Source organism: Psychromarinibacter halotolerans, from assembly GCF_029168315.1.
In the GTDB taxonomy this organism is placed as follows: Bacteria; Pseudomonadota; Alphaproteobacteria; order Rhodobacterales; family Rhodobacteraceae; genus Psychromarinibacter; species Psychromarinibacter halotolerans.
The window spans coordinates 504,084-525,342 of record NZ_JARGYD010000001.1 but is presented as its reverse complement, the minus strand read 5'-3'; the positions used below and the strand labels follow the sequence as shown (position 1 = coordinate 525,342).

At 65.3% G+C, this 21,259-nt stretch carries 22 protein-coding genes; 10 read left to right on the top strand and 12 right to left on the bottom strand.

Translation table 11 applies throughout. From position 1 onward, the window contains the following. Positions 1-4: 4 nt before the first annotated feature. From bamA to pyrH, 8 genes are all read right to left on the bottom strand, one after another. Positions 5-2,353 carry an outer membrane protein assembly factor BamA gene (bamA, locus tag P1K30_RS02460; protein WP_275631081.1) on the bottom strand — a complete coding sequence of 783 codons (2,349 nt, stop codon included), beginning with the start codon at positions 2,351-2,353 and terminating at the stop codon, positions 5-7. A gap of 168 nt (positions 2,354-2,521) precedes the next feature. Continuing rightward, positions 2,522-2,647 carry a hypothetical protein gene (locus tag P1K30_RS02455; RefSeq protein ID WP_275631080.1) on the bottom strand — a complete coding sequence of 42 codons (126 nt, stop codon included), beginning with the start codon at positions 2,645-2,647 and terminating at the stop codon, positions 2,522-2,524. Between the two features lie 140 nt (positions 2,648-2,787). Then, on the bottom strand, positions 2,788-4,125 hold the full coding sequence (gene rseP / locus P1K30_RS02450; protein WP_275631079.1) for an RIP metalloprotease RseP: 1,338 nt from the start codon (positions 4,123-4,125) through the stop codon (positions 2,788-2,790). 11 nt (positions 4,126-4,136) lie between these two features. After that, on the bottom strand, positions 4,137-5,309 hold the full coding sequence (dxr, locus tag P1K30_RS02445; RefSeq protein ID WP_275631078.1) for a 1-deoxy-D-xylulose-5-phosphate reductoisomerase: 1,173 nt from the start codon (positions 5,307-5,309) through the stop codon (positions 4,137-4,139). 1 nt (position 5,310) lies between these two features. Next, on the bottom strand, positions 5,311-6,105 hold the full coding sequence (locus tag P1K30_RS02440; protein WP_275631077.1) for a phosphatidate cytidylyltransferase: 795 nt from the start codon (positions 6,103-6,105) through the stop codon (positions 5,311-5,313). Beyond that, positions 6,102-6,821, bottom strand: coding sequence for a polyprenyl diphosphate synthase (uppS, locus tag P1K30_RS02435; RefSeq protein WP_275631076.1), 720 nt, complete (start codon positions 6,819-6,821; stop codon positions 6,102-6,104). Before uppS ends, P1K30_RS02440 begins: the two co-directional genes overlap by 4 nt. A gap of 126 nt (positions 6,822-6,947) precedes the next feature. After that, complete coding sequence (gene frr, locus P1K30_RS02430; RefSeq protein ID WP_275631075.1) at positions 6,948-7,511, bottom strand: ribosome recycling factor; 564 nt, start codon at positions 7,509-7,511, stop codon at positions 6,948-6,950. A 166-nt stretch (positions 7,512-7,677) separates the two neighbouring features. Beyond that, complete coding sequence (gene pyrH / locus P1K30_RS02425) at positions 7,678-8,415, bottom strand: UMP kinase (protein ID WP_275631074.1); 738 nt, start codon at positions 8,413-8,415, stop codon at positions 7,678-7,680. 79 nt (positions 8,416-8,494) lie between these two features. Between pyrH and miaA the strand changes: the two genes are divergently transcribed. The 4 genes from miaA to P1K30_RS02405 all read left to right on the top strand — a co-directional run bounded on the left by miaA (position 8,495) and on the right by P1K30_RS02405 (position 13,088). Beyond that, on the top strand, positions 8,495-9,379 hold the full coding sequence (gene miaA / locus P1K30_RS02420) for a tRNA (adenosine(37)-N6)-dimethylallyltransferase MiaA (protein WP_275631073.1): 885 nt from the start codon (positions 8,495-8,497) through the stop codon (positions 9,377-9,379). Positions 9,380-9,473: 94 nt separating this feature from the next. After that, positions 9,474-10,301, top strand: coding sequence for a helix-turn-helix domain-containing protein (locus P1K30_RS02415; RefSeq protein WP_275631072.1), 828 nt, complete (start codon positions 9,474-9,476; stop codon positions 10,299-10,301). Between the two features lie 299 nt (positions 10,302-10,600). Next, positions 10,601-12,265, top strand: coding sequence for an ABC transporter substrate-binding protein (locus P1K30_RS02410; RefSeq protein WP_275631071.1), 1,665 nt, complete (start codon positions 10,601-10,603; stop codon positions 12,263-12,265). Positions 12,266-12,302: 37 nt separating this feature from the next. After that, the gene (locus P1K30_RS02405) at positions 12,303-13,088 is read left to right on the top strand and encodes a hypothetical protein (protein ID WP_275631070.1); all 786 of its coding nucleotides are present in this window, start codon (positions 12,303-12,305) and stop codon (positions 13,086-13,088) included. Between the two features lie 91 nt (positions 13,089-13,179). On the opposite strand, the gene P1K30_RS02400 is transcribed toward P1K30_RS02405, so the two are convergent. Further along, on the bottom strand, positions 13,180-14,043 hold the full coding sequence (locus P1K30_RS02400; protein ID WP_275631069.1) for a DUF1206 domain-containing protein: 864 nt from the start codon (positions 14,041-14,043) through the stop codon (positions 13,180-13,182). Positions 14,044-14,158: 115 nt separating this feature from the next. Further along, complete coding sequence (locus P1K30_RS02395) at positions 14,159-14,743, bottom strand: lytic transglycosylase domain-containing protein (protein ID WP_379560993.1); 585 nt, start codon at positions 14,741-14,743, stop codon at positions 14,159-14,161. 201 nt (positions 14,744-14,944) lie between these two features. On the opposite strand from P1K30_RS02395, the gene ssb reads away from it, so the two are divergent. From ssb to P1K30_RS02380, 3 genes are all read left to right on the top strand, one after another. After that, a complete protein-coding gene (gene ssb / locus P1K30_RS02390; RefSeq protein ID WP_275631068.1) occupies positions 14,945-15,448 on the top strand; it encodes a single-stranded DNA-binding protein in 504 nt (167 codons plus the stop codon). 225 nt (positions 15,449-15,673) lie between these two features. Beyond that, a complete protein-coding gene (locus P1K30_RS02385; RefSeq protein WP_275631067.1) occupies positions 15,674-16,291 on the top strand; it encodes a hypothetical protein in 618 nt (205 codons plus the stop codon). Positions 16,292-16,434: 143 nt separating this feature from the next. Continuing rightward, on the top strand, positions 16,435-16,839 hold the full coding sequence (locus P1K30_RS02380; RefSeq protein WP_275631066.1) for a DoxX family protein: 405 nt from the start codon (positions 16,435-16,437) through the stop codon (positions 16,837-16,839). A gap of 19 nt (positions 16,840-16,858) precedes the next feature. On the opposite strand, the gene aroB is transcribed toward P1K30_RS02380, so the two are convergent. Further along, positions 16,859-17,971 carry a 3-dehydroquinate synthase gene (aroB, locus tag P1K30_RS02375; RefSeq protein ID WP_275631065.1) on the bottom strand — a complete coding sequence of 371 codons (1,113 nt, stop codon included), beginning with the start codon at positions 17,969-17,971 and terminating at the stop codon, positions 16,859-16,861. After that, a complete protein-coding gene (locus P1K30_RS02370) occupies positions 17,968-18,516 on the bottom strand; it encodes a shikimate kinase (protein ID WP_275631064.1) in 549 nt (182 codons plus the stop codon). The genes aroB and P1K30_RS02370 overlap by 4 nt, the downstream gene beginning before the upstream one ends. A gap of 120 nt (positions 18,517-18,636) precedes the next feature. Between P1K30_RS02370 and P1K30_RS02365 the strand changes: the two genes are divergently transcribed. Genes P1K30_RS02365 through P1K30_RS02355 form a run of 3 tightly spaced genes read left to right on the top strand, consistent with a single transcriptional unit; the run spans position 18,637 to position 21,258 of the window. Then, the gene (locus P1K30_RS02365) at positions 18,637-18,771 is read left to right on the top strand and encodes a hypothetical protein (protein ID WP_275631063.1); all 135 of its coding nucleotides are present in this window, start codon (positions 18,637-18,639) and stop codon (positions 18,769-18,771) included. Beyond that, complete coding sequence (locus P1K30_RS02360) at positions 18,761-20,335, top strand: hypothetical protein (RefSeq protein WP_275631062.1); 1,575 nt, start codon at positions 18,761-18,763, stop codon at positions 20,333-20,335. Before P1K30_RS02365 ends, P1K30_RS02360 begins: the two co-directional genes overlap by 11 nt. Beyond that, on the top strand, positions 20,332-21,258 hold the full coding sequence (locus P1K30_RS02355) for a tyrosine recombinase (RefSeq protein WP_275631061.1): 927 nt from the start codon (positions 20,332-20,334) through the stop codon (positions 21,256-21,258). Before P1K30_RS02360 ends, P1K30_RS02355 begins: the two co-directional genes overlap by 4 nt. The last annotated feature ends 1 nt before the right edge of the window (position 21,259 follow it).

The window sequence follows — 21,259 nt, the reverse complement described above, 5'->3', positions numbered from 1 at the left end:
GACGTCAGAACCGAGTCGAGATCGTCAGTTCGAACTCGCGCTCGAGGTCGTAGTCTTCCTTTTTGATCGCTTTCGAGTAGTTGAACCGCAGCGGCCCAAGCGGCGTGTCCCAGAACAGCGACACACCGGCCACCGAACGCAGGCTGAAGGCGTCGTCGACAAGCCCGGTGCCGTTCACGTCGTCAAGGCCCCAGACAGACCCGACGTCGACGAACACGCCGCCGTGGATGCCGTACTCTTCCGGCAGACCCAGCGGGAACTCGGCCTCGAACTTCGCGACGGCAAAGTAGTTGCCGCCAAGCGCGTCCTCGTTGCCCGCCGCGTTGTCACGCGGGCCAAGGCCGTAGTACTCGAAGCCGCGCATCTTGCCGTTCAGGCTGAAGCGGTCGACGATCCGGCTGTCGGACGACCCGTCAAGCGAGTTCAGGGCACCGCCCTCGACGATCGCCCGCAGGGTCACTTCGCCGTTCAGCACCTTGGTCTCGGCCACGGCCAGCAGTTCCGACTTCACGTAGGACACGTCCCCCGCGATCCCGGCGAAGTCCTGGCTCCAGCGCAGCAGAACGCCCGAGTCGGGATCAAGCCCGGTCCGCAGCGTGCGGTACGTCAGGTCATAGCCAAGGCCCATCGTCCACTCGGCCCCGCGCGTGGCTTCACGCTGCAGGATGTCGGACGAGTCCGCCGGCACACTGTACAGGTCGGTGTAGCGGCCGAAGGTGTTGACGCCCATCCGCGCGAACTCGTTCAGCGGGAATTCGAACCCGGTGGTGATGTTGCCAACCGTGGTCGAATAGCTGGTGTCGTTCGCCGAGTCCGTCGTCGAATAGCTGATGTTGAAGAAATACGCGACATTGCGGCCCAAGAACGCGGGTTCGCGGAAGCTGAAGCCATAGGTCCCCGTCCCGGCGCCCGCCGCCACGTCGAAGCCAAGTGTCTGGCCACGTCCGAGGAAGTTGCGTTCCGAGAAGTTGAACGTCAGGCCAAAGCCGCTGGACGTCGAATAGGTGGCACCGAAGCCAAGCGAGCCGGTCGGCTGTTCCTCGACGTCCACGTCGACGATCACCTGATCCGGGCTGGACCCGGCGCGCGGCGTCACGTTGGCGGACGAGAAGTAGCCAAGCGCCTCGATCCGCGACGCAGCCTCGCGGATTTCACGCGGGTTGAACGGATCGCCTTCGACGGCGGTGAACTGGCGCCGGATCACGCGGTCAAGCGTGGTCGCGTTGCCTTCGATGTCGATCCGCTCGACGAAGATGCGCGGACCGCGCACCAGCGCGAAGTCGATGTTCAGCAGCAGGTTGCGGTCGTCCCGCGTCACGCGGGGATCGACGCGGATGAAATCAAGGTCCTGCTGGACAGCCAGCCGTTCCAGACGCGCGATGGTGTTGTCGATGTCCACCGGGCTGTAAGTCTGGCCGGGCCGCAGACGGATCGCCGACTGATAGGCCGCCACGTCGATCTCGGGCAGGTCGGACGAGGCCGAGATGTTCCCGTACGAGAATTTCTGCCCTTCTTGCACCGTGAAGGTCACGAAGAACGCATTCCGCTCGCGCGAGAATTCCGACGCCACGGACATGATCTGGAAATCGACGTAACCGCGCGACCGGTAGAAATCGGTCAGCACCTGACGGTCGAACTGAATGCGGTCGCCGATGAAGGTGTCACGCTGGACCAGCGTGCGGAACAGGCCCGCCTGCTTGGAATCGAGCACGCGACGCAGACGACGGTCCGAGAAGTCGCGGTTGCCGACGAAGCTGATGCGCTCCACCTCGATCACGCGGCCTTCGTTGACCTCGAACACAAGGTCGACGCGGTTGTTGGACCGCTTGATGATCACCGGGTTCACGGTTGCGGCAAGGCGCCCCGCTTCCTGATACGCATCGACGATGACCTGCGCGTCAGCAGCGGCCACGTTGGGCGAATACACCCGGCGCGGCTGCGACTGGATCAGCGGCACAAGGATCTCGTCCTTCAGGCGCTGGTTGCCCTCGATGCTGATGCGGTTGATCGTCGGGTATTCTTGCACCGAGATCACGAGGGTTCCGCCGCGTGGCTCGACCGCCACGGATTCAAAAAGCCCCGAGCCCAGAATGTTCTGGTACGCCGTATTCAACTGCCCCGCGCTGACAGAGTCGCCGGGGTTGATTCCCGCGTAGGACAGGATCGTTCCAGTCTCGATACGCGTGTTGCCTTCCACGTCGATCCGGCCAAAGCGATAGGACTGGGCCGAAGCCTCGTCCACCGAAACGGCAAAAATCACAGTAAAAGCGAGAAGAATGGCAGCGAAAGCTCGGAGGATACCGCCGTTGGCGATCTGGCCGTTGCGCCGCGTGGCGAGGTGTGCCCGCTTCATCAGTACCTATCCCACCGAATTAGTTGTTTTCAGTGTGCTATCGCGAAAGAGGGGCCGAGTCAAAAACGTAAAAGCACCCACCGATGCTTATCGATGGGTGCGCAAACTACCAGATATTGTGGATAAAATAGCGCCCGGGTCCGACCCTTGTGCGCTATCTGCCGGTTATCAAAGCGAGATGATGAAGGCCGCCGCGTACAAAGCGCCGGCGGCACCGCCCGCGAATAGGATCCGGTCCCAGTTCAGGTTGGCCAGCAGCGAAAGGCCGCGGTAGCCGGACTGAAGGGTATGCATGTCTGCCTCCGAGATAGCGTTTTGCTTTCAGGGACAAAACTAGGCAGCGTTTAGGGCGGAAATGCGGCGCCGAGACGCCGCTTTCACGACTCTGCGATCGAATTGGAAGGGCCGCGAATCGGCCCCTCCCCGCCCCGGCTTTACGGGCAGAACAGATCGTTAGACAACGCGAAGACCATCAGGGTCAGCAGCAATCCTAGGCCCACGGTCATCAAGATCCGCAGCGCGGTGTCGCTGGGCGGCTTGCCGGTGATCGCCTCGTAGGCGTGGAACACCAGATGTCCGCCGTCGAGCACCGGGATCGGGAACAGGTTCAGTAGGCCGACCGCCGTCGACAGGACCGCGATGAACCAGATGAAGCTTTCAAGGCCCTGACTGGCCGCCGCGCCGCTGGTCTGGGCGATGCCGATCGGGCCGCGCAGGTTGCACGACGAGATCGCGCCTTTGGCCATGTGCCACAGGCCCGACAGCGACGAGCGCACGATAAAGATCGTCTGGCTTACCCCGTATTCCGCCGCATCCAGCAGGCCCGGCGTTTCGGTCATCGGTTCGAACACCATGCCGCCGGTGATGCCGATCAGCCAGCGGGTCTCGAACCCGCCGTCTTCCAGCGGAAGATCCATCCGGCGCGGTGTCAGGCCGACATCGAAGGTCTCTCCGTCGCGCCAGATCGAGAAGGTCAATTCCGAGCCGTCGGATTCACCGACGGCAACGCGCAATTCCTCGAAGCTGACGATGGGCGTGCCGTTGATCGCGGTGATCACGTCGCCGCTTTCCAGCCCTGCCTCCATCGCAGCCGATCCGGCGGTCAGGCCAGAGACCAGCGCCGGGTACGGATAGGGGCCGGTCGTCTGCACCTCTTCCCCGTCGCGGCGCAGGGTGTAATCCAGCGTCTCGGCCACGGGCAGGCCTTCGATATAGTCGCGGAAATCGGCGACGTCGGGGGTTTCCTGCCCCTCAATCGCAAGGATCTCGTCGCCCGGGCGCAGGTGGTCCTGAAGCGCGGGCACGTCGCGGATCTGACCGACGGTCAGCGGGTCGCTGGCGACGCCGGTGGACAGGATCACGCCTGCAAACACCAATATCGACAGGATAAAGTTGAACACCGGGCCGGCGGCGACGGTCAGCATCCGCGCCCACAGCGGCGCGCCGTGCATCGTGTGCCGCCGCTCTGCGTCGTCCAGCGTGTCCATCACGTCGCTGGCCTTGTCGCTGGCCGCATTCGCGTCGCCAAGGAACTTCACATAGCCCCCGAACGGAAGCGCCGCGATCTGCCATTGCGTGCCGCGCCGGTCCGTCCGCTTGAACAGCACGGGCCCAAAGCCCAGCGAGAAAACCTCTGCCTTGATGCCGCACCAGCGTCCGACGATGTAATGACCGTATTCGTGGACGGCGACGATCACGGACAGCGCGATGACGAAGGCGCCGACCGTGTAAAGCGTGTTACCGAAGGTCGGGATGAGATCCGTCAATTCCAAACTGCTGCCTCTTATGTGTTTTCGCGGATCGCCTCTGCGGCCCGAACCCGGGCCAGTTGATCCATTTGCCGGACGTTATCAAGATCGATTTGGGCCGAACTAAGGCCCGGATCGGATGACAATCGTGTCAAAACCGTATCGACTATCTCTGCCATTGCAGTAAATCGAATCCGTTTTTCGATAAAGGCATCGAGGGCTTTTTCTTTCGCCGCGTTGAACGCCGCGCCCGCCAAGCCGCCGGTTTCCATCACCTCGCGCGCAAGCCGCAACGCGGGCCAGCGCGCCTCGGACGGCGGGCGGAAGGTCAGCTGCGCGATGCGGGCAAGGTCCAGCCGTTCGACGGGAACGTCGCCCCGCGCGGGCCAGTGCAGCGCATAACCGATGGCGTGACGCATATCGGGCGGGCCAAGATGCGCCATCAGCGCGCCGTCGCGAAAGCCCACCAGCGCGTGGATCAGGCTTTCGGGATGCACCAGCACCTCGATCTGCGACGGCAGGACGTCGAAGAATTCCTTGGTCTCGATCAGTTCCAGCGCCTTGTTGAACATCGTCGCGCTGTCGATGGTGATCCGCTGGCCCATGACCCAGTTGGGATGCGTCGCCGCCTGTTCCGGCGTCGCGTCGGCCAGCTTGTCCAGCGGCCAGTCGCGGAACGCGCCGCCCGAGGCTGTGATCAAGATGCGCTCGACGTCTGCGATGTTTTCGCCCACCAGCGCCTGAAACACGCCCGAATGCTCGCTGTCGACCGGCAGGATGGTCGCGCCATGCTTGGCCGCGGTGCGCATCAAGAGCGGCCCGGCGGTGACAAGGCTTTCCTTGTTCGCCAGCGCCAGCGTCGTGCCGTGCTTCAACGCGGCCAGCCCCGGCGGCAGCCCGGCGGCCCCCACGATGGCGGACATGATCCAGTCGGCCGGACGTTCGGCGGCTTCGATCAGCGCCCCCTCGCCCGCCGCCGCCTCGACGCCGGAGCCCGCGAGCGCGTCGCGCAGTTCGGGCAGCCGGTCCTCGTGCGCGGTCACGGCGACTTGGGCGTTAAGGCGCCGCGCGTCGGCTGCCAGCTGGGCAATATTGCCGCCGCCGGTCAGCGCCACGACCTCGAACCCGTCCGGGTCGCGGTCGATCAGGTCTATGGTGTTTTGTCCGATGGACCCAGTGGCCCCGAAGATCGATACGCGGCGGGTCATGTCACAGGATAAGGTCAGGTACGTCCACGATTTGCGCCACCAGCAGCATGAACAGCGCGCCGCCCATTAGCCCGTCGAACCGGTCCAGCAGGCCACCGTGGCCGGGCAGCAGGTTCGAGCTGTCCTTCACGTTCATCTTCCGCTTCACCGCGCTTTCCGCGATGTCGCCAAGCTGCGACGCGAAGCTCAGCAGGACCGAGATCCAGATCAGGTCGCGGCCCGCGTCGGTGATGCGCAGGAAGATCAGCGACACCAGCGCCGCCGCGATCCAGCCGCACACCACGCCGGACCATGTTTTCTTGGGGCTGACGGCAGGCCAGAACTTCGGCCCACCCAACGAGCGGCCACCGAAGTAGCCCGCCACGTCGGTCGCGACGATGGTGAAGATCAGCCACAACAGCCAAACCAGCCCGTGCACCTCACGCGCCCAGACCATGCCGTGTCCGAACACCAGCGTGGCGAAGCCGAATCCCAGAAAGATCGCGATGTGCTTTTTCAGCAGGCTTGCCCCGACGATGGCGGGCGCGGCCAGCAGCGGCAGGGTGAAGATCGGCGGCAAGAACCGCGCCAGAAGCAGCGCGGCGGCGCCCAGCAGCGCGATTTGCAACGCTTCGGACCCTTTCGACGGTGCCAGCATCGTCGACAGTTCCCACAGCATCACCGCCACGGCGACCGCAGCGGCAAGCGCGAACAGCGTTCCGCCGGCGTAAACGACGACCACCCCCACCGTAGTCAGAACCGCACTGGTAATGACCCTGGGGCGCAGGTCTTCCCAGCTGCGCCCACGCCACTTCATGTCAGGACGGCACCGTACCGGCGTTCGCGGCCCGCGAAGTTCTTGACGATGCCACCGAAGATCTCGGGGCTGAAGTCGGGCCACAGGGTGTCGATGAATTCATATTCGGCATAGGCCGACTGCCACAGCAGAAAGTTCGAGATCCGCGCCTCGCCGCTGGTGCGGATCACCAGGTCCGGGTCCGGAAGAACGCATGTATCCAGATACTTAGGCAGGGTTTCTTCATCCACCTTCGCAGGATCGAGACGGCCATCGGCCACGTCTTGCGCAAGGCGCTTGGTGGCGCGGGCAACCTCGTCCCGGCCGCCGTAGTTCAGCGCGATGGTCAGGTGCACCTTGTCGTTTCTCGAGGTCAGAAGCTCCAGCTCGTCCATCAGCTTTTGCAGCTTGCGGTCCAGACGCAGGCGGTCGCCGATGAAACGGACCCGCACGCCCTCGGCCAGCAGATCGCGGGCCTCGCGCTGGATATAGCGGCGGAACAGGCTCATCAGGCCGGCCACCTCGGACTGGGTGCGTTTCCAGTTCTCGGTCGAGAAGGCGAAGATTGTCAGATACTTGACGCCGATGTCGGGACAGGCGCGGACGATTTCCTTCACCCGCTTGGCACCGGCGTGGTGGCCGTACAGCCGGGGCTTGCCGCGCGCCTGCGCCCAGCGTCCGTTGCCATCCATGATAAGCGCGACATGCTCGGCGCCTGTCTTTCGCACTTCCGCCATAACTTTCGCTCCTAGCCTCGCCACTTCAAGTCGGTGGGGTCAAATTTATTGTACCTCACGACCCTAAACGGCCGCGTCCGGAGCAGGCCACCCAAAAGGCGCCCGACCGGGTGCAGGGTGACGGTGTCACACCTGCATGATCTCTTCCTGCTTGGTCTCAAGCGCGGTGTCGACGGCCTTGATGTGGCGGTCGGTCAATTCCTGGATCTCGTCATGCCAGAGCTTCTGCTCGTCCTCGGACATGCCTTCGTTCTTGCCCTTCTTGAGCTGCTCCATGCCGTCGCGGCGCACGTTGCGGATCGCGACGCGGGCGTTCTCGGCGTACTGGCCAGCGACCTTGGTCAGCTCGCGGCGGCGTTCCTCGTTCAGCTCGGGGATCGGCAGCATGATGATCGTGCCGTTCATCTGCGGGTTGATGCCCAGCCCGCTTTCGCGGATCGCCTTCTCCACCTTGTTTACAAGGCCCTTGTCCCAGACGTTGATGGTGACCATCCGCGGTTCGGGCACGTTGACCGTCCCCACCTGGTTGATCGGGGTCTGGGCGCCGTAGGCGTCGACCGTGATCGGCTCGACCATCGAGGCCGAGGCGCGCCCGGTCCGAAGCGAGGCGAATTCCTGCCGCAGCGAGGTCATCGCGCCGTCCATGCGGCGGTTCAGGTCGTCGATGTCGATCGTGGTTTCTTCGGACATGCTGCGGGTTCCGTTAACTCTGTCTTCGTGTTGCCGGGTTCTAGGCCATCGACGGCCGGATGTATAGCTTTCATCCCAGTCATTTGCGCCACTCCGCCGACCGGGCGGCACGACAAGGGCGTTTGCCGCGCGGCGCCGGATGCGGGCCGCGCGGACGCGACGTGAACTAGCCGTGCACCGTCGTGTAGGTTCCCTGCCCCGCAAGGATGCCGCGGAACCCGCCGGGTTCGTCCAGCGAGAACACGATGATCGGAAGCGAGTTGTCGCGCGCCAAAGCGATGGCCGAGGCGTCCATCACGCCAAGGTGCTTTTGCAGCACCTCGTCGTAGGTCACCTTCTCGTACCGCTTCGCGTCCGGGTTCTTCTTGGGGTCGCTGTCATAGACGCCGTCGACCTTGGTGCCCTTGAAGATCGCCTCGCACGCCATCTCGTTGGCGCGCAGCGTGGCGGCGGTGTCGGTGGTGAAATACGGGTTGCCAGTACCGGCAGCGAAGATGCAGACACGTTTCTTTTCAAGGTGACGCACCGCGCGGCGGCGGATGTAGGGTTCGGCGACCTCGTCCATGCGGATCGCGCTGATCACCCGGGTGAAGACGCCGTGGCCTTCCAGCGCGGACTGCATCGCCAGCGCGTTCATCACGGTGGCCAGCATGCCCATATAGTCGGCGGTGGTCCGTTCCATCCCCTGCGCCGAGCCCGCAAGCCCGCGGAAAATGTTGCCGCCGCCGATCACCATGCAGATCTCGACGCCAAGGTCGTGGACCGATTTCACTTCTTTCGCGATCCGCTCGACGGTCGGCGGGTGCAGGCCGTAGCCTTGGTCGCCCATCAGCGCCTCGCCGGAAATCTTCAACAAAACACGGTTATACTTGGTGCCCGGCGTCATCGCTGCGGCTTCGGTCATGGCATCGCCCCTGGTCGCCCCTTAACTCCGCCGGCAAAATGTCGGAAAAGGCCTCCATGTTCAATCCGGAACCGACCCTATGCGCGACGGCTGGCTAAGCTCGCTCGACGCCGAGCGCCCCGTTCTCATCGCGGGCCCGACCGCCAGCGGCAAGTCCGCACTGGCGCTAGAGGTGGTCAGCCGCCACGGCGGCGTGATCGTCAATGCCGATGCGCTTCAGGTCTTTGCGAACTGGCGGGTCCTGACGGCGCGGCCCGGCCCGGACGAGGAATCGGTGGCCCCGCATCTGCTGTACGGCCATGTCGCGGGCGATGCCGAATACTCGGTCGGCCACTGGCTGCGCGACCTGCAACCGATCCTGAACGGCGACGCGCGTCCGGTGATCGTGGGCGGCACGGGGTTATACTTCACCGCGCTGACCTCGGGGCTGGCGTCCATCCCCCCGACCCCGCCAGAGGTCCGCGACCGCGCGACGTCGATCCTGCGCGACGAAGGCTTGCCGGCACTGCTGGCGGATCTGGATGAAGCCTCGGCCGCGCGGATCGACACCCGCAACCCGATGCGCGTGCAGCGCGCGTGGGAGGTGCTGACGACCACCGGACGGGGCATCGCCGCGTGGCAGGACGACACGCCGCCGCCGCTGCTGCCGCTGGCGAATGCGCAGCCCGTCTTGCTGGATGCCGACCGGGATTGGCTGGGCGAACGCATCGACCGCCGCTTTGATGCCATGATTGCCGACGGCGCGCTGGACGAGGCCCGCGCCAACCTCGATGCGGGGTTTCGCCTAACGTGGCCGTCCGCAAAGGCCATCGGCGCACCCGAATTAATCGGTTATCTGAAAGGCGACCGGTGCTTGAAAGCCGCAGTTGCCGACGGAAAAATCGCAACAAGACAATTCGCCAAGAGACAACGGACGTGGTTTCGGTCCAAGATGAGTCAATGGACGACAGTCGTGCTGCCCTGACTGCCATTTCATCGGACTGATTCTGCCGTCGGTCCGGGCATTCTCGTGGGACAGTGCACTGTGACACCTGGGACAGTGACGATTATCGAATTCCATGAGGATTTTCAGCGAAACCCGCCCCGACATCAACATGGCGCACAAGACGCGCCGGTTCCGTATCGAAAACCTGCCGCGTGTCACGCCCGAGACGCGCTGGCGAACCGAAGCGATGCGATCCTACGCGCAGCCTTTGCTGCTGTGGTTCACCCGTGGTCAGGGACGCATCACCGTCGCTGGCGTGACGCACGGCTTCGGTCCGCACCACGCGGTGTTCCTGCCGGCCAACACGATGCACGGCTACGAGATGACCGGACAGGTCTTCGGCACCGCCGTTTACCTGCCGCCTGACCGGTCGCTGAACCTGCCCGAAGAGCCGCTGCACCTGCGATTCCGCGACGTGCAGCAGCAGGCCGAACTCTCGAACATGATCGAGAACATCCAGAACGAGCTGAAGTCGGACCGCCCCGGCAAAGACCGTGCGATGCTGGCCCATGCGGGTCTGCTGTCGGTCTGGCTGGACCGCGAAGTCGATGGCGGCGACCGTCAGGACCTGCATCCCGACGCCGCCCGCAGGCTGGCCGCCGCCTATTCGGCGATGGTGGAGCGTGACTTCAAGCACGGCCAGACGATCAACTATTTCGCCGCGCAGCTGGGCGTGACGCCGACGCACCTGACGCGGTGCTGCAAGATCGCAAGCGGCCGGTCGGCCTCGGCGCTGCTGGCAGACCGCATCCACTTCGAGGCGCGTCGCCTGCTGACCGAAACGCGCCGCCCGGTGAAAGAGATCGCGGACGAGCTGGGTTTCAACTCGGCCGCCTATTTCACCCGCGCGTTTCAAAAACAGACCGGCGTGACGCCGACCACCTTCCGCAAGCTGAGCTAAAGGCTGGCCGCGCGGATCGGCGCGCAGGAAAGACACAAGGGACCGCCCGCGCACCTGCCGGGCGGTCCCTTCGCGTTTGGGCCCCCGTCCTGTCAACGAGCAAGTCACTGTAATTTGGCTTGCATCGCGGCAAAGCCTCGCCTTTCCTTTGGGTGAAACCCGTTTCGGCCCGGTCGAAACCGCAATCATCCAAGCACGGAGGCATCCGCCCCACGGCCCGCGCATCCCGCGCCTGCGACAGGTGCTGCAGCGGCTCGGCGGTGCGTTCGGCAAGAAGACGTGTCTGCAGGGAGAAAACGATGACGCTGCGCAGCGACAGGGGTCCGATCCACCCCGCGGCCCGAATGTACGCGACGGAACACCGTGCCGGCCTGATGGACCGGCGCGAGTTCCTGACCCGCGCCACGTCGCTGGGCGTCGGGGCCGCTGCGGCCTATGGGCTGATCGGCTCCGCGCAGCCCGCCCTTGCGCAGCAGGACATGCCGGAAGGCGGCACGCTGCGGGTGCAGATGTCGGTGCGCGCCCTGAAGGACACCCGCGTCTGGGACTGGCCCGAGATCGCCAACCTGTGTCGCGGCACGCTGGAATACCTGGTCGAGTATAACAACGACGGCTCGATCCGGGGGATGCTGCTGGACAGCTGGGACTCCAACGACGACGCGACCGAGTACACGCTGAAGATCCGTCCCGGCGTGACATGGACCAATGGCGACCCGTTCACCGCCGAGGACGTGGCCCGCAACATCCGCCGCTGGTGCGAGCGCGACGTTGCGGACAATTCGATGGCCGGGCGCATGGCGGCGCTGATCGACGACGACACGGGCATGGCGATCGACGGCGCAATCGAGGTGGTCGACGACACGACGCTGGCGCTGCACCTGACCGCTTCCGACATCTCGCTGATTGCGAACTTCGCCGACTATCCCGCTGCAATGGTTCACGAAACCTTCGATCCAGAGGACGTGATCAACGCCGTTGGCACCGGCCCCTACATGATCACCGAGCACGAGCCGGGCGCGCGATGCGTCCTAAGCCGAGCGCCGGATCATACGTGGTGGGGAACCGAGGTCTACGGTGGCCCGTACCTTGACGGGATCGAATACCTCGACTTCGGCACCGACCCCGCCGCGTGGCTGGCGGCGCTTGCCGGCGAAGAGGTCGACATGCTGCACGAATCCGTGGGCGAGTTCATCGACGTGATGGACGGCATGGGCTTCGTGAAGTCCGAGGTGCTGACGATGGCGACCACGGTGATCCGCCCCAACCAGCAGGCGGAAGTGGGGGACCGGAAGCCCTATGCCGACCCCCGCGTGCGGCGTGCGCTTGCGATGGCGGTCGACAACGGCATCCTGCTGGAGCTTGGCTATGGCAACCGTGGCGTCGTCGCGCAAAACCACCACGCCGGGCCGATCCACCCCGAGTATGCCGACATCGGCGATCCCGTGTTCGACCCCACCGCCGCCGTCGCTCTGTTGGAAGAGGCCGAGATGGCCGATTTCGAGTTCGAGCTGATCTCGCTGGACGACGACTGGCTGCGCAACACCTCGGACGCGGTCGCCGCACAGATGCGCGACGCCGGGCTGACGGTGCGGCGCACGATCCTGCCCGGGTCGACCTATTGGGACGAGTGGAGCACCTTCCCGTTCTCGTCGACCAGTTGGAACCACCGCCCGCTTGCGGTTCAGATCTGGGCGCTGGCCTATCGCTCGGGCGAGGCTTGGAACGAATTCGGGTGGTCGAACCCCGAGTTCGACAGCCTGCTGGCGCAGGCGCTGTCGCTGGCGGACGCCGAAACGCGGGCCGAGGTCGCAGCGAAATGCGAAGAGCTGATCCAGTCCGAAGGCGTGACGATCCAACCCTACTGGCGCTCGCTGTATCGCCACGCGGTCGAGGGCGTCATGGGCGCCGACCAGCACATCACGTTCGAACATCATCATTACAAGTGGGCCAAGACGCCGGCCTGACCCGGCCACGCGCCGCCACCAGCCGGGGGACCGTTGGATGAAGACCTTTCGCCGCTTTGTTCCGGGTGCAATCGCCCTGCCCCTGCTTGCCGCCGACCCCGCCGCCGCGCAGGACAGGTTCGACATGGCCGGAACATGGGAGATCGTCGCGCTGTCCGAGGGCGATGCCTTCGACCACTGCGAGGCCCGACGCGAGGTTGATGGCACCGAAGTGCGGATGATCCTGCAAGACGAGTCGTGGACGGTCTGGGCCTCTGTGTCAGGCGCTGCGACGGACGCGGTGTCGCTGGACATCGACGACACCGTCTACGCGGTCGAGGCGCAGGTCACGTCCGACGGCACCCGGCTTGGGCTGACCCGCGACGGGATGGAAGCGGTGCGCAACGGCACGCTCGCGACGCTGGGCGTGGGGGACACCGTGGCTGAGATCGCGCTGAACGGCACCGCCGCCGCCGCGCTGCGGGTCGAGGATTGCACCTTCAACGAGGGGCAGCCGCCAGAGCCCGTGGACTTGCACACCCCTGCCCCGGTGGCCGAGCCCGCCCCCGGTCCCGGCTGCCCTGCGGGCAGTAGCGTCGCCTCGGCCGACGATGGGGGCGAGACCGAGCTTTCGCTGACCTACGACGGGCCCGAGACTCCGTTGCAGCTGTACTGGGTCGACCCGTACGGACGCCTGCTGCCGATGCCCGCACTGCTGAACCCCAAGGCGCAGGTCGTGGTGCCGGCCTATAAAGGTCAGAGTTTTCTTGTGAAGGCGCTGGACGGCAGCTGTCTGGGGGATGCGCTTCTGGCCGGGGACCAGACCGTCCACGTCATTCGCTGACCATGATCGCGGGGCAGACGAAAAACGCCCCGGCGCATAGCCAGGGCGTCTTGCTGTCGTTTACAGAACGGGCGCGTGTTCCGTTGTCGCGTCAGGCGGTCACGCTGCGCTCGCCTTTGTTCTTCAATTGTTTCAGCTGCGCGCCCAGCGTCTCGATATCGTCATCGGCGACGCGCGGGATGATGCGGTAGCCCGCGTTCACGAAGCAGAACAGGGCAAAGCCCAGCAGCCCGACGCAAACCACTCCGACGATCACTTGTCCGAAAGCCTGCGCGCTGAGGAATTCGAAGACCTGCTTCAGGCCACCGGCCTGCTCGGGGTCACCGAACAGCGCCGCGCGGCAGAACAGCAGGCCGACAACGCCCACGATCACGCCCTGTGCCACAAGCCCGGCCTTCAGCGCCCAGTTCATGTGAAGCGTCACGCTGTTACCGCGCAGGTGCTCGCGGTACTTCTCGGCGAACCCCTTGTAGGCGTAGAAGATACCGGCGCCGAGCGTGATCAGCCCGATCGCGCCAACGAGATACCGGCCATAGGGCATCGCCAGCGCCTCGCCGGTGTAATGGGCGATCTTCGATTCACCATCGCTGCCGCCTTGCCCGAAGATCAGCGACAGGGCCGCCACGCCAAGAGCGCCGTGAATGACGCCGGTGACGACCATGCCGGTGCGGGCGATAAAGCCTTTGCCGCCGCTGCCGTAGGCTTCAAGGTCCCACCACGCGTCCACCAGCCGCCAGATCAGATAGGCGAACAGCCCCAGCGCGATCAGCACCAGCACCGCCGTGCCCCAGCCGCTGTTGTCCAGTCGGGCCATCGACTCGCCCGTGCCTTGCGCTTGGCCGCCTCGGTAAATCGTCCAGAGCGAGACCCCAGCTATCACAAGATAGGTAAGCCCCCGCCCGATGTACCCGGCGCGCATGACCGGTACGGACCACGAAAGATCGGAATTTGCCACGGAACGTCTCCCTTCCTTCAGGGAACACGTTGGACGCGGGATTGTTCCGTAGCTTGCGACAATGGGGGCAAAGCGGCGCGGAGTCCGGCGCCGCCTGTGGGCCGCAGAGGCGGGATCAGTGACCCCAGATGACCTTCACGTAATTGGTCGTCTCGGCATAGGGCGGCACGCCGTCGTATTTCTCGACCGCCTCCGGGCCCGCGTTGTAGGCCGCAAGCGCAAGGCGCCACGATCCGAAACGGTCGTACTGCATCTTCAGGTACCGGGCACCGCCGTCGAGGTTCTGCACCGGATCGGTGTGATCGACGCCAAGCGTGCGCGCCGTGGCGGGCATCAGCTGGGCAAGACCATAGGCGCCCTTGTGCGACTCGATCGACGGGTTCCAGCCCGATTCCTGCTGCACCAGCCGCAGGAACAGGTCCTCGGGGATGCCATGCCTGCGCGCCGCGGCGCGCGCCATATCAAGGTACGGACCCTTGTACTTGCCGGTGAAGGCCGGTGCGGGCGTCGTGTCCTCATAGGTCTTCGGCTGAAACCGGACCGAGCTTTTGTACTGCGTCGCCGCACGGTTATCGAGAACGCTGGTCTGCGACGAGAAAAGCCCCAGCCGGTTCTTGGACGAGAAATTCAGGCCTTCGGCCGATGCAGCTCCTGCGCCGAACATGGCAGCGGCGCAGATGCCCCCCCAGAAAATACGCATCTGACTGTTCCTTCGAAATCTGCTGCGCAGTTTATCGAATTCCTGCCGAACCGCCACCCCTGCGGGCGCTCTGCGTCTTAAGCCAAGCAAAGCGCCGCCGAGTGCTTGCGTGCGCGCAGCCGGATTAACAATTTGTTCACACTGGGCGGGTGGTCTAACAAGGCTTCCGACGACATCGGATTCGACGAAAGGACGCTGTGCATGGCCGGTTCCGTGAACAAGGTAATCCTGATTGGCAACCTGGGGCGCGATCCCGAGGTCCGGAATTTCCAGAACGGCGGCAAGGTCTGCAACCTGCGCATCGCCACTTCTGAAACCTGGAAAGACCGCAACACCGGCGAACGCCGCGAGCGGACCGAGTGGCACTCGGTCGCGATCTTCCAGGAAGGGCTGGTGCGCATCGCCGAGCAGTACCTGCGCAAGGGCTCGAAGGTGTATATCGAGGGCAAGCTGCAAACCCGCAAATGGCAGGACCAGTCCGGCCAGGACCGCTATTCGACCGAGGTCGTGCTGCAAGGCTACGACGGCGTGCTGACCATGCTGGACGGCCGCGGTGAAGGCGGCGGCGGTGGTGGCGGCGGCTACGACGACCGCGGCGGTTACGGCGGCGGGTCGTCGGGCGGCGGCTATGGCGGCGGCAGTGGTGGCGGCGGCTACGGCGGCCCGGCCCCGGCTGGCGACATCGACGACGAGATCCCGTTCTAAGGCAGAGACGCACTGCCTGACGCAAACTGACGGCCGGAGCGTGCAGATCGCTCCGGCCGTTCTCGTTCAGCGGTGGGCCACATCGCGCGCATGGCGCAAATGCCTGATTTCGTCATGTAATTTCAGAACCTTAAGCTAGAAAATTTATCTGGATTAAGGTCCATTTATAACTTTAATTGCCGTATGGTGATGTTAAGGTTCAGGACTATTGCGGAGTCCTCCCGAATGAGAATCAACGACCCGATCGACGTCATCGATCAGCGTGCCGGGCGTATTGCTCGGATGTCTCCCATCGTGGCAGGCGCTATGGTTGTGTCAGCGGCGGTGATCCTTGCGTTCGGTTGGCTTGGCGACCACTGGCAGTTGGTGCGCCCGGCACAGGATGCGGCCGCGATGGTGCCGTTGACGGCGTTCTGTTTCGTGCTGATCGGCCTTGCCCTAATCGTGTTTCAGGCTGGTGGGCGGTCGGACAAAGTCATAGCGCAAGTGCTGGTGCTTGCGGCCATTGCCTTGGCCGCGGCCAATTATCTGGCGATCCTGACCGGGCTTCACGACGGTCTGGCCTTCTTCCTGCCCGGCGATCGGCCCTATACGGATCGCATGTCCCCGGTGACGTCGTTCGGAATGATCCTTGGCGGGCTTGCCGTCTTGGCGACCGTTCAAGGACGCAGCATCCTTCCGCTGGCGATCAGCGTCTTCGGCATCTCTGCGTCGATCTGCCTTGTGGTTCTGACCACCCCGGATCCGACCGGCGATCCGCTGGTGTCTGCGCTGTCCGGACTGTCGCTGTACACCGAACTCGGCTTCCTGATGCTTTTCACCGCGGTCGCGCTGGACGCCTGACGCCGTTCATCGGCACCGGCATCGGTTCTGCTCACCTGCGCACGTTGACTGCGCGGTAATGTGCGTTTTTCCACGGCTAACGTCGCAGTAGGTGTGAAGGCAGGCCGCGCGCCGCGGTCCCGAGCAAACTGAGAGACCATCCAATGAACACCCTGAACGCACAGGCGCCCCGCGTCCTTGCCATTCTCCGCATCGTTACCGGCCTGCTGTTCCTTCAGCACGGCACCCAGAAAATCCTTGGCTTCCCCGCCAGCGAATACGGCCAGCCGCCGATTGCCAGCCTGATGGGCATTGGCGGCATCCTTGAACTGGTCGGCGGTATCCTGATCATCCTCGGCCTGTTCACCCGGCCGGTCGCCTTCATCCTGTCCGGCATGATGGCCTATGCCTACTGGTTCATGCACGCCCCGTCGAACTTCCTGCCGATCCTGAACGGCGGCGAGCTGGCGATCATGTACTGCTTCGCGTTCCTGTACTTCGTCTTCGCAGGCCCCGGCGCATGGAGCCTGGACAGCAAAATGAAGTCGGGCAGCGCGGTTACCGCCTGATCCCCGCGGCTGGTCGCCCCTAGCGGGCGGCCAGCGCCTCTGCCAGAACGCCCCGGACAAGGTCACGATCCACGTCCGAGGTTACGAAGGCCTCGCCGATGCCCCGCGCAAGAATAAAGCGCAAACGGCCGTCGATCACCTTCTTGTCCTGCCCCATCAGGTCCAGCAGACCGTCCGCGTCGGGCAGATCGCCCGGAATGTCGGACAGGTCCACCTTCGTCCCCATGTCGCGCAGGTGCGCCCGCACCCGGCTGGGGGTTTCCTGCGAACACAGCCCCATCCGCGCCGAGGTTTCGAACGCCAGCGCGCAGCCGATGGCGACGCCTTCGCCGTGCAGCAGCCGGTCGGAATAGCCGGTCGCCGCCTCTAGCGCGTGGCAGAAGGTGTGGCCAAGGTTCAGCAGCGCGCGGTCGCCCTGCTCTGTCTCGTCCCGCGCCACGATCTCTGCCTTCATCTGTACCGACCGGTGCACCGCCTTGGTGCGCAGCGCCACATCGCCCGCGGCCAGCGCCGGGCCATTCGCCTCGAGCCAGTCGAAGAACGCCGCGTCGCCGAGCATCCCGTATTTCACCACCTCGCCGTACCCGGCAAGGAAATCGCGCGGGGTCAGCGTACCCAGCACGCCGATGTCGGCCAGCACCAGCGCGGGCTGGTGGAACGCGCCGATCAGGTTCTTGCCCTGCGGCGCGTTGATCCCGGTCTTGCCGCCGACGGAACTGTCGACCTGCGCCAGAAGCGAGGTGGGGATCTGCACGAACCGCACGCCCCGCCGCAGCACCGCCGCTGCGAACCCGGCGAGATCGCCGATCACGCCGCCGCCAAGCGCCACCACGATGTCGCGCCGCTCGATCTTCTGGTCCAGCAGCCATTCGACGGTGCGGGTGAACTGCGGCCAGCCCTTCGTCGCCTCGCCCGCCGGAAGCTTCAGCGCCACGCTGTCGATGCCCCCCGCCGTCAGCGCCGTCTGCAACGGGCCAAGATGGACGGCGGCCACGGTCTCGTCGGTGACGATTGCGACGCGCGGCCGCGCCAGCAGCGGCGCGATCTCGGCCGCCGCGTCCGCGATCAGACCCTCGCCGATGCGCACGTCGTAGGCGCGCGCGCCCAGCTCGACCCGAACCGTTTCCGTCATTCCGTCATCTCCAGCACGTCGTCGCGCGAAGCCAGCACATCGGCCACCTTCTGCGCCATTTCCTCGATCGCGTAGTCCGCGCGGGCGTCGGCCACGAGGTCGGCCTTCGCGTAATAGGGCTGGCGCCGTTCGCACAGGTCGGCCAGCGTCTTGTAAGGATCGGCGGTACGCAGCAGAGGCCGCGTGTTCTTGTGGCGCACCCTGCTCCACAAAAGGTCCAAATCCGCCCGCAACCACACCGCCACGCCACGGGCCGAGATCATCTCGCGGTTATCGCCCGACAGGTAGGCGCCGCCGCCTGTCGACAGGATCGCCGGCCCGCCTTCCAGCAGGCGCGCGATGACCTGACTTTCCTTCTCGCGGAAGAACGGTTCGCCATAGCGTTCGAAGATCTCGGGAATCGTCAGGTTCGCCGCGACGGTGATCTCGTTATCGGAATCAAGAAACGGCACGCCCAACAGGCGCCCAAGCGCCTGTCCCACGGCGGTCTTCCCCGATCCCATCATGCCCACCAGCACGACGGTTTTCTTCAGCCGGTACTTCAAAACGGCACACACCTGCCCAAATCACGTTTCGCAGGACTGAATGGCGTGTCATGCCGGGAAATGCCATATATAAATCCGGCGCAGCCGCGAACGAGAACGGCGAAACAAGGCAGAGACCCCATGAAGATACTGTTCAAACTCATCCTGATCCTCGTGGTGCTGGGTGCGATCGGACTGGCGGGGTATGCCTATCTCGGGGACATGAGCCCGACGCAGGAGGACATAAGTCAGCCGGTGATTCTGGATGGTGCATAGCGTTCCGACCGCCTTGACGCTGGGTCTTGTGCTGGCGCTGGGCGCCGGTACGGCGGCCACGGCACAGACGACGCCCGAAACGGGCACGACGTCCGGCAATGGGCCGATGTCTGCGATCGACTGGCTGTCCGACAGCCTCGACGAATCCTCGAAGCTGGATCTGCCGTCCGAACCCTCGACCACCGACAGTGCCGGGGTCGAGTCGATTTCCGTCACCCCGCTTGGCGTGGTGAAGACCGACGCGGTCGGGCTGCTTCCGGTGTCCGTCACCGGCCTGCCCCGCGATCTGTGGGGCAACAGCGCCTCTGCCGACCTTGCCGCCGGGTTCAAGGCGCTGCAGGGCGGTCAGCTTCCGGCGCTGCAGGACCTTCTGCTGCGACTGCTGCTGGCCGAACTGGACCCGCCAGCGGACAGCGACCCGTCCGACGCCCTGTTCCTTGCCCGCGTGGACACGCTGATCTCCGTCGGCGCGGTGGAACAGGCGGTGGCCTTGCTTGAACGCGCGGGCCCGACGTCCGCGGCCACGTTCTCGCGGTACTTCGACGCCAGCCTGCTGATCGGCACCGAGGACATCGCCTGCAAGATGCTGGACGACGCGCCCGACCTGTCGCCCTCGCTGGCGGCGTCGGTGTTCTGCCTTGCCCGCAACGGCGACTGGCAGGCCGCCGCCGTCACCCTGTCGACCGGCCGCGCGCTGGGGGAACTGACCGGCGCCGAGGACGCGATCCTTGGCCGTTACCTTGACCCCGAAACCTTCGATGACGCGCCAGAGCTTGCGCCGCCCTCGCGGCCGTCCCCGCTGGTGTTCCGCCTGTACGAGGCGGTCGGCGAACCGATCCCGACGAACATCCTGCCCCTGCCCTTCGCCCGTGCCGACCTGCAACTGGCCAGCGGCTGGAAATCACAACTGGAGGCCGCCGAGCGGCTGGCCCGGTCGGGCGCCATCGACGTGAACCACCTGCTCGGGCTTTACACCGAACGCAAACCGGCGGCGTCGGGCGGCGTCTGGGACCGCGTGGCCGCCGTGCAGAAGCTGGACGCCGCGCTGGACAGCGACACCGGCGCGGGGCTGTCCGATGCGCTGATCGACATGTGGACCACGCTGGAGGACGCGGCGCTGCGGCCGGTCTTCGCCCGCATCTACGCCGACAAGCTGGCCGAGCACACGCTAGAGGGCGAGGCCGGTCACATCGCCTTCGAGATGGGCCTGTTGTCCGACGGCTACGAAGCCGTGGCGCAGACGCACGAGACGCAGGACCCGCGCGAACAGTTCCTGAAAGCCATCGCGCGCGGCAACTTGTCGGTGGTCTCGCCGCCGGACGCCACCGCCGCCGCCATCGCCGACGGCTTCCGCGCCACGCAGCCGCCCGAACGGCTGGTGCCGCTGGTGCAGCGCGGCAATCTGGGCGAGGCGATCCTGCGCGCAATCGGCATGGCGGCCGACGGCGCGGCGGGCGACCTTGAAAAGCTGTCCGAGGCGATCGCACTGTTCCGGGCCGTCGGGCTGGAAGACACCGCCCGCCGGTTCGCGCTTCAGACGATGATCCTTGTCGAGGAAGCATGACACGGTACTGGGTCCAGACCTTCCTTGAGGCGCAGGCCGCGGAACTGGATGCCGCGACCAACACCCAGCTTGCCTATGCCCGCGACCTGAAAGACTTCGGCGGCTGGCTGGACACCCGAAACCTGGACTTTTCCACTGCGGCGCGGTCGGACATCGAGGATTACCTCGTGTTCTGCGACGCGCAGGGGCTGGCCCGTTCGACCCGCGCCCGGCGCCTGTCGGCGATCCGCCAGCTGTACCGCTTCGCCTTCGAGGAAGGCTGGCGTACCGACAACCCGGCGATCCAGATCAAGGGCCCGGGCCGCGACGCGAAGCTGCCCAAGACGCTGTCGGTGCCGGAAATCGACGCGCTTCTGGGTGCGGCGCAAGAACACGGGCGGTCCAAGTCGGACCGGCTGCGCAACACCTGCCTGCTGGAACTGCTGTACGCGACCGGAATGCGCGTGTCGGAACTGGTCACCCTGCCCGTGTCGGCGGCGCGGGGCGATCCGCGCATGTTGCTGGTGAAGGGCAAGGGCGGCAAGGAACGCATGGTGCCCCTGTCACCGCCAGCGCGCGACGCGCTGCGGGCATGGCTGGCGCTGCGCGACACGCAAGAGGACGAGGCCCGCGCGCGGGGGGCGTCGGCCTCGGCCTTCCTGTTCCCGTCGCGCGGCAAGTCGGGCCACCTGACGCGGCACAGGTTCTACATGCTGATCAAGGAACTGGCGGTCGCGGGCGGCGTGTCGCCCGACAAGGTCACGCCGCACACCCTGCGCCATGCCTTCGCGACGCACCTGCTGGCGAATGGCGCCGACCTTGTGTCGATCCAGACGCTGCTGGGGCACGCGGACGTGTCCACGACCGAGATCTACACCCACGTTCTGGACGAACGGCTGAAGGAACTGGTGCTGGATCACCACCCGCTGGCGCAGGACGGCTGAA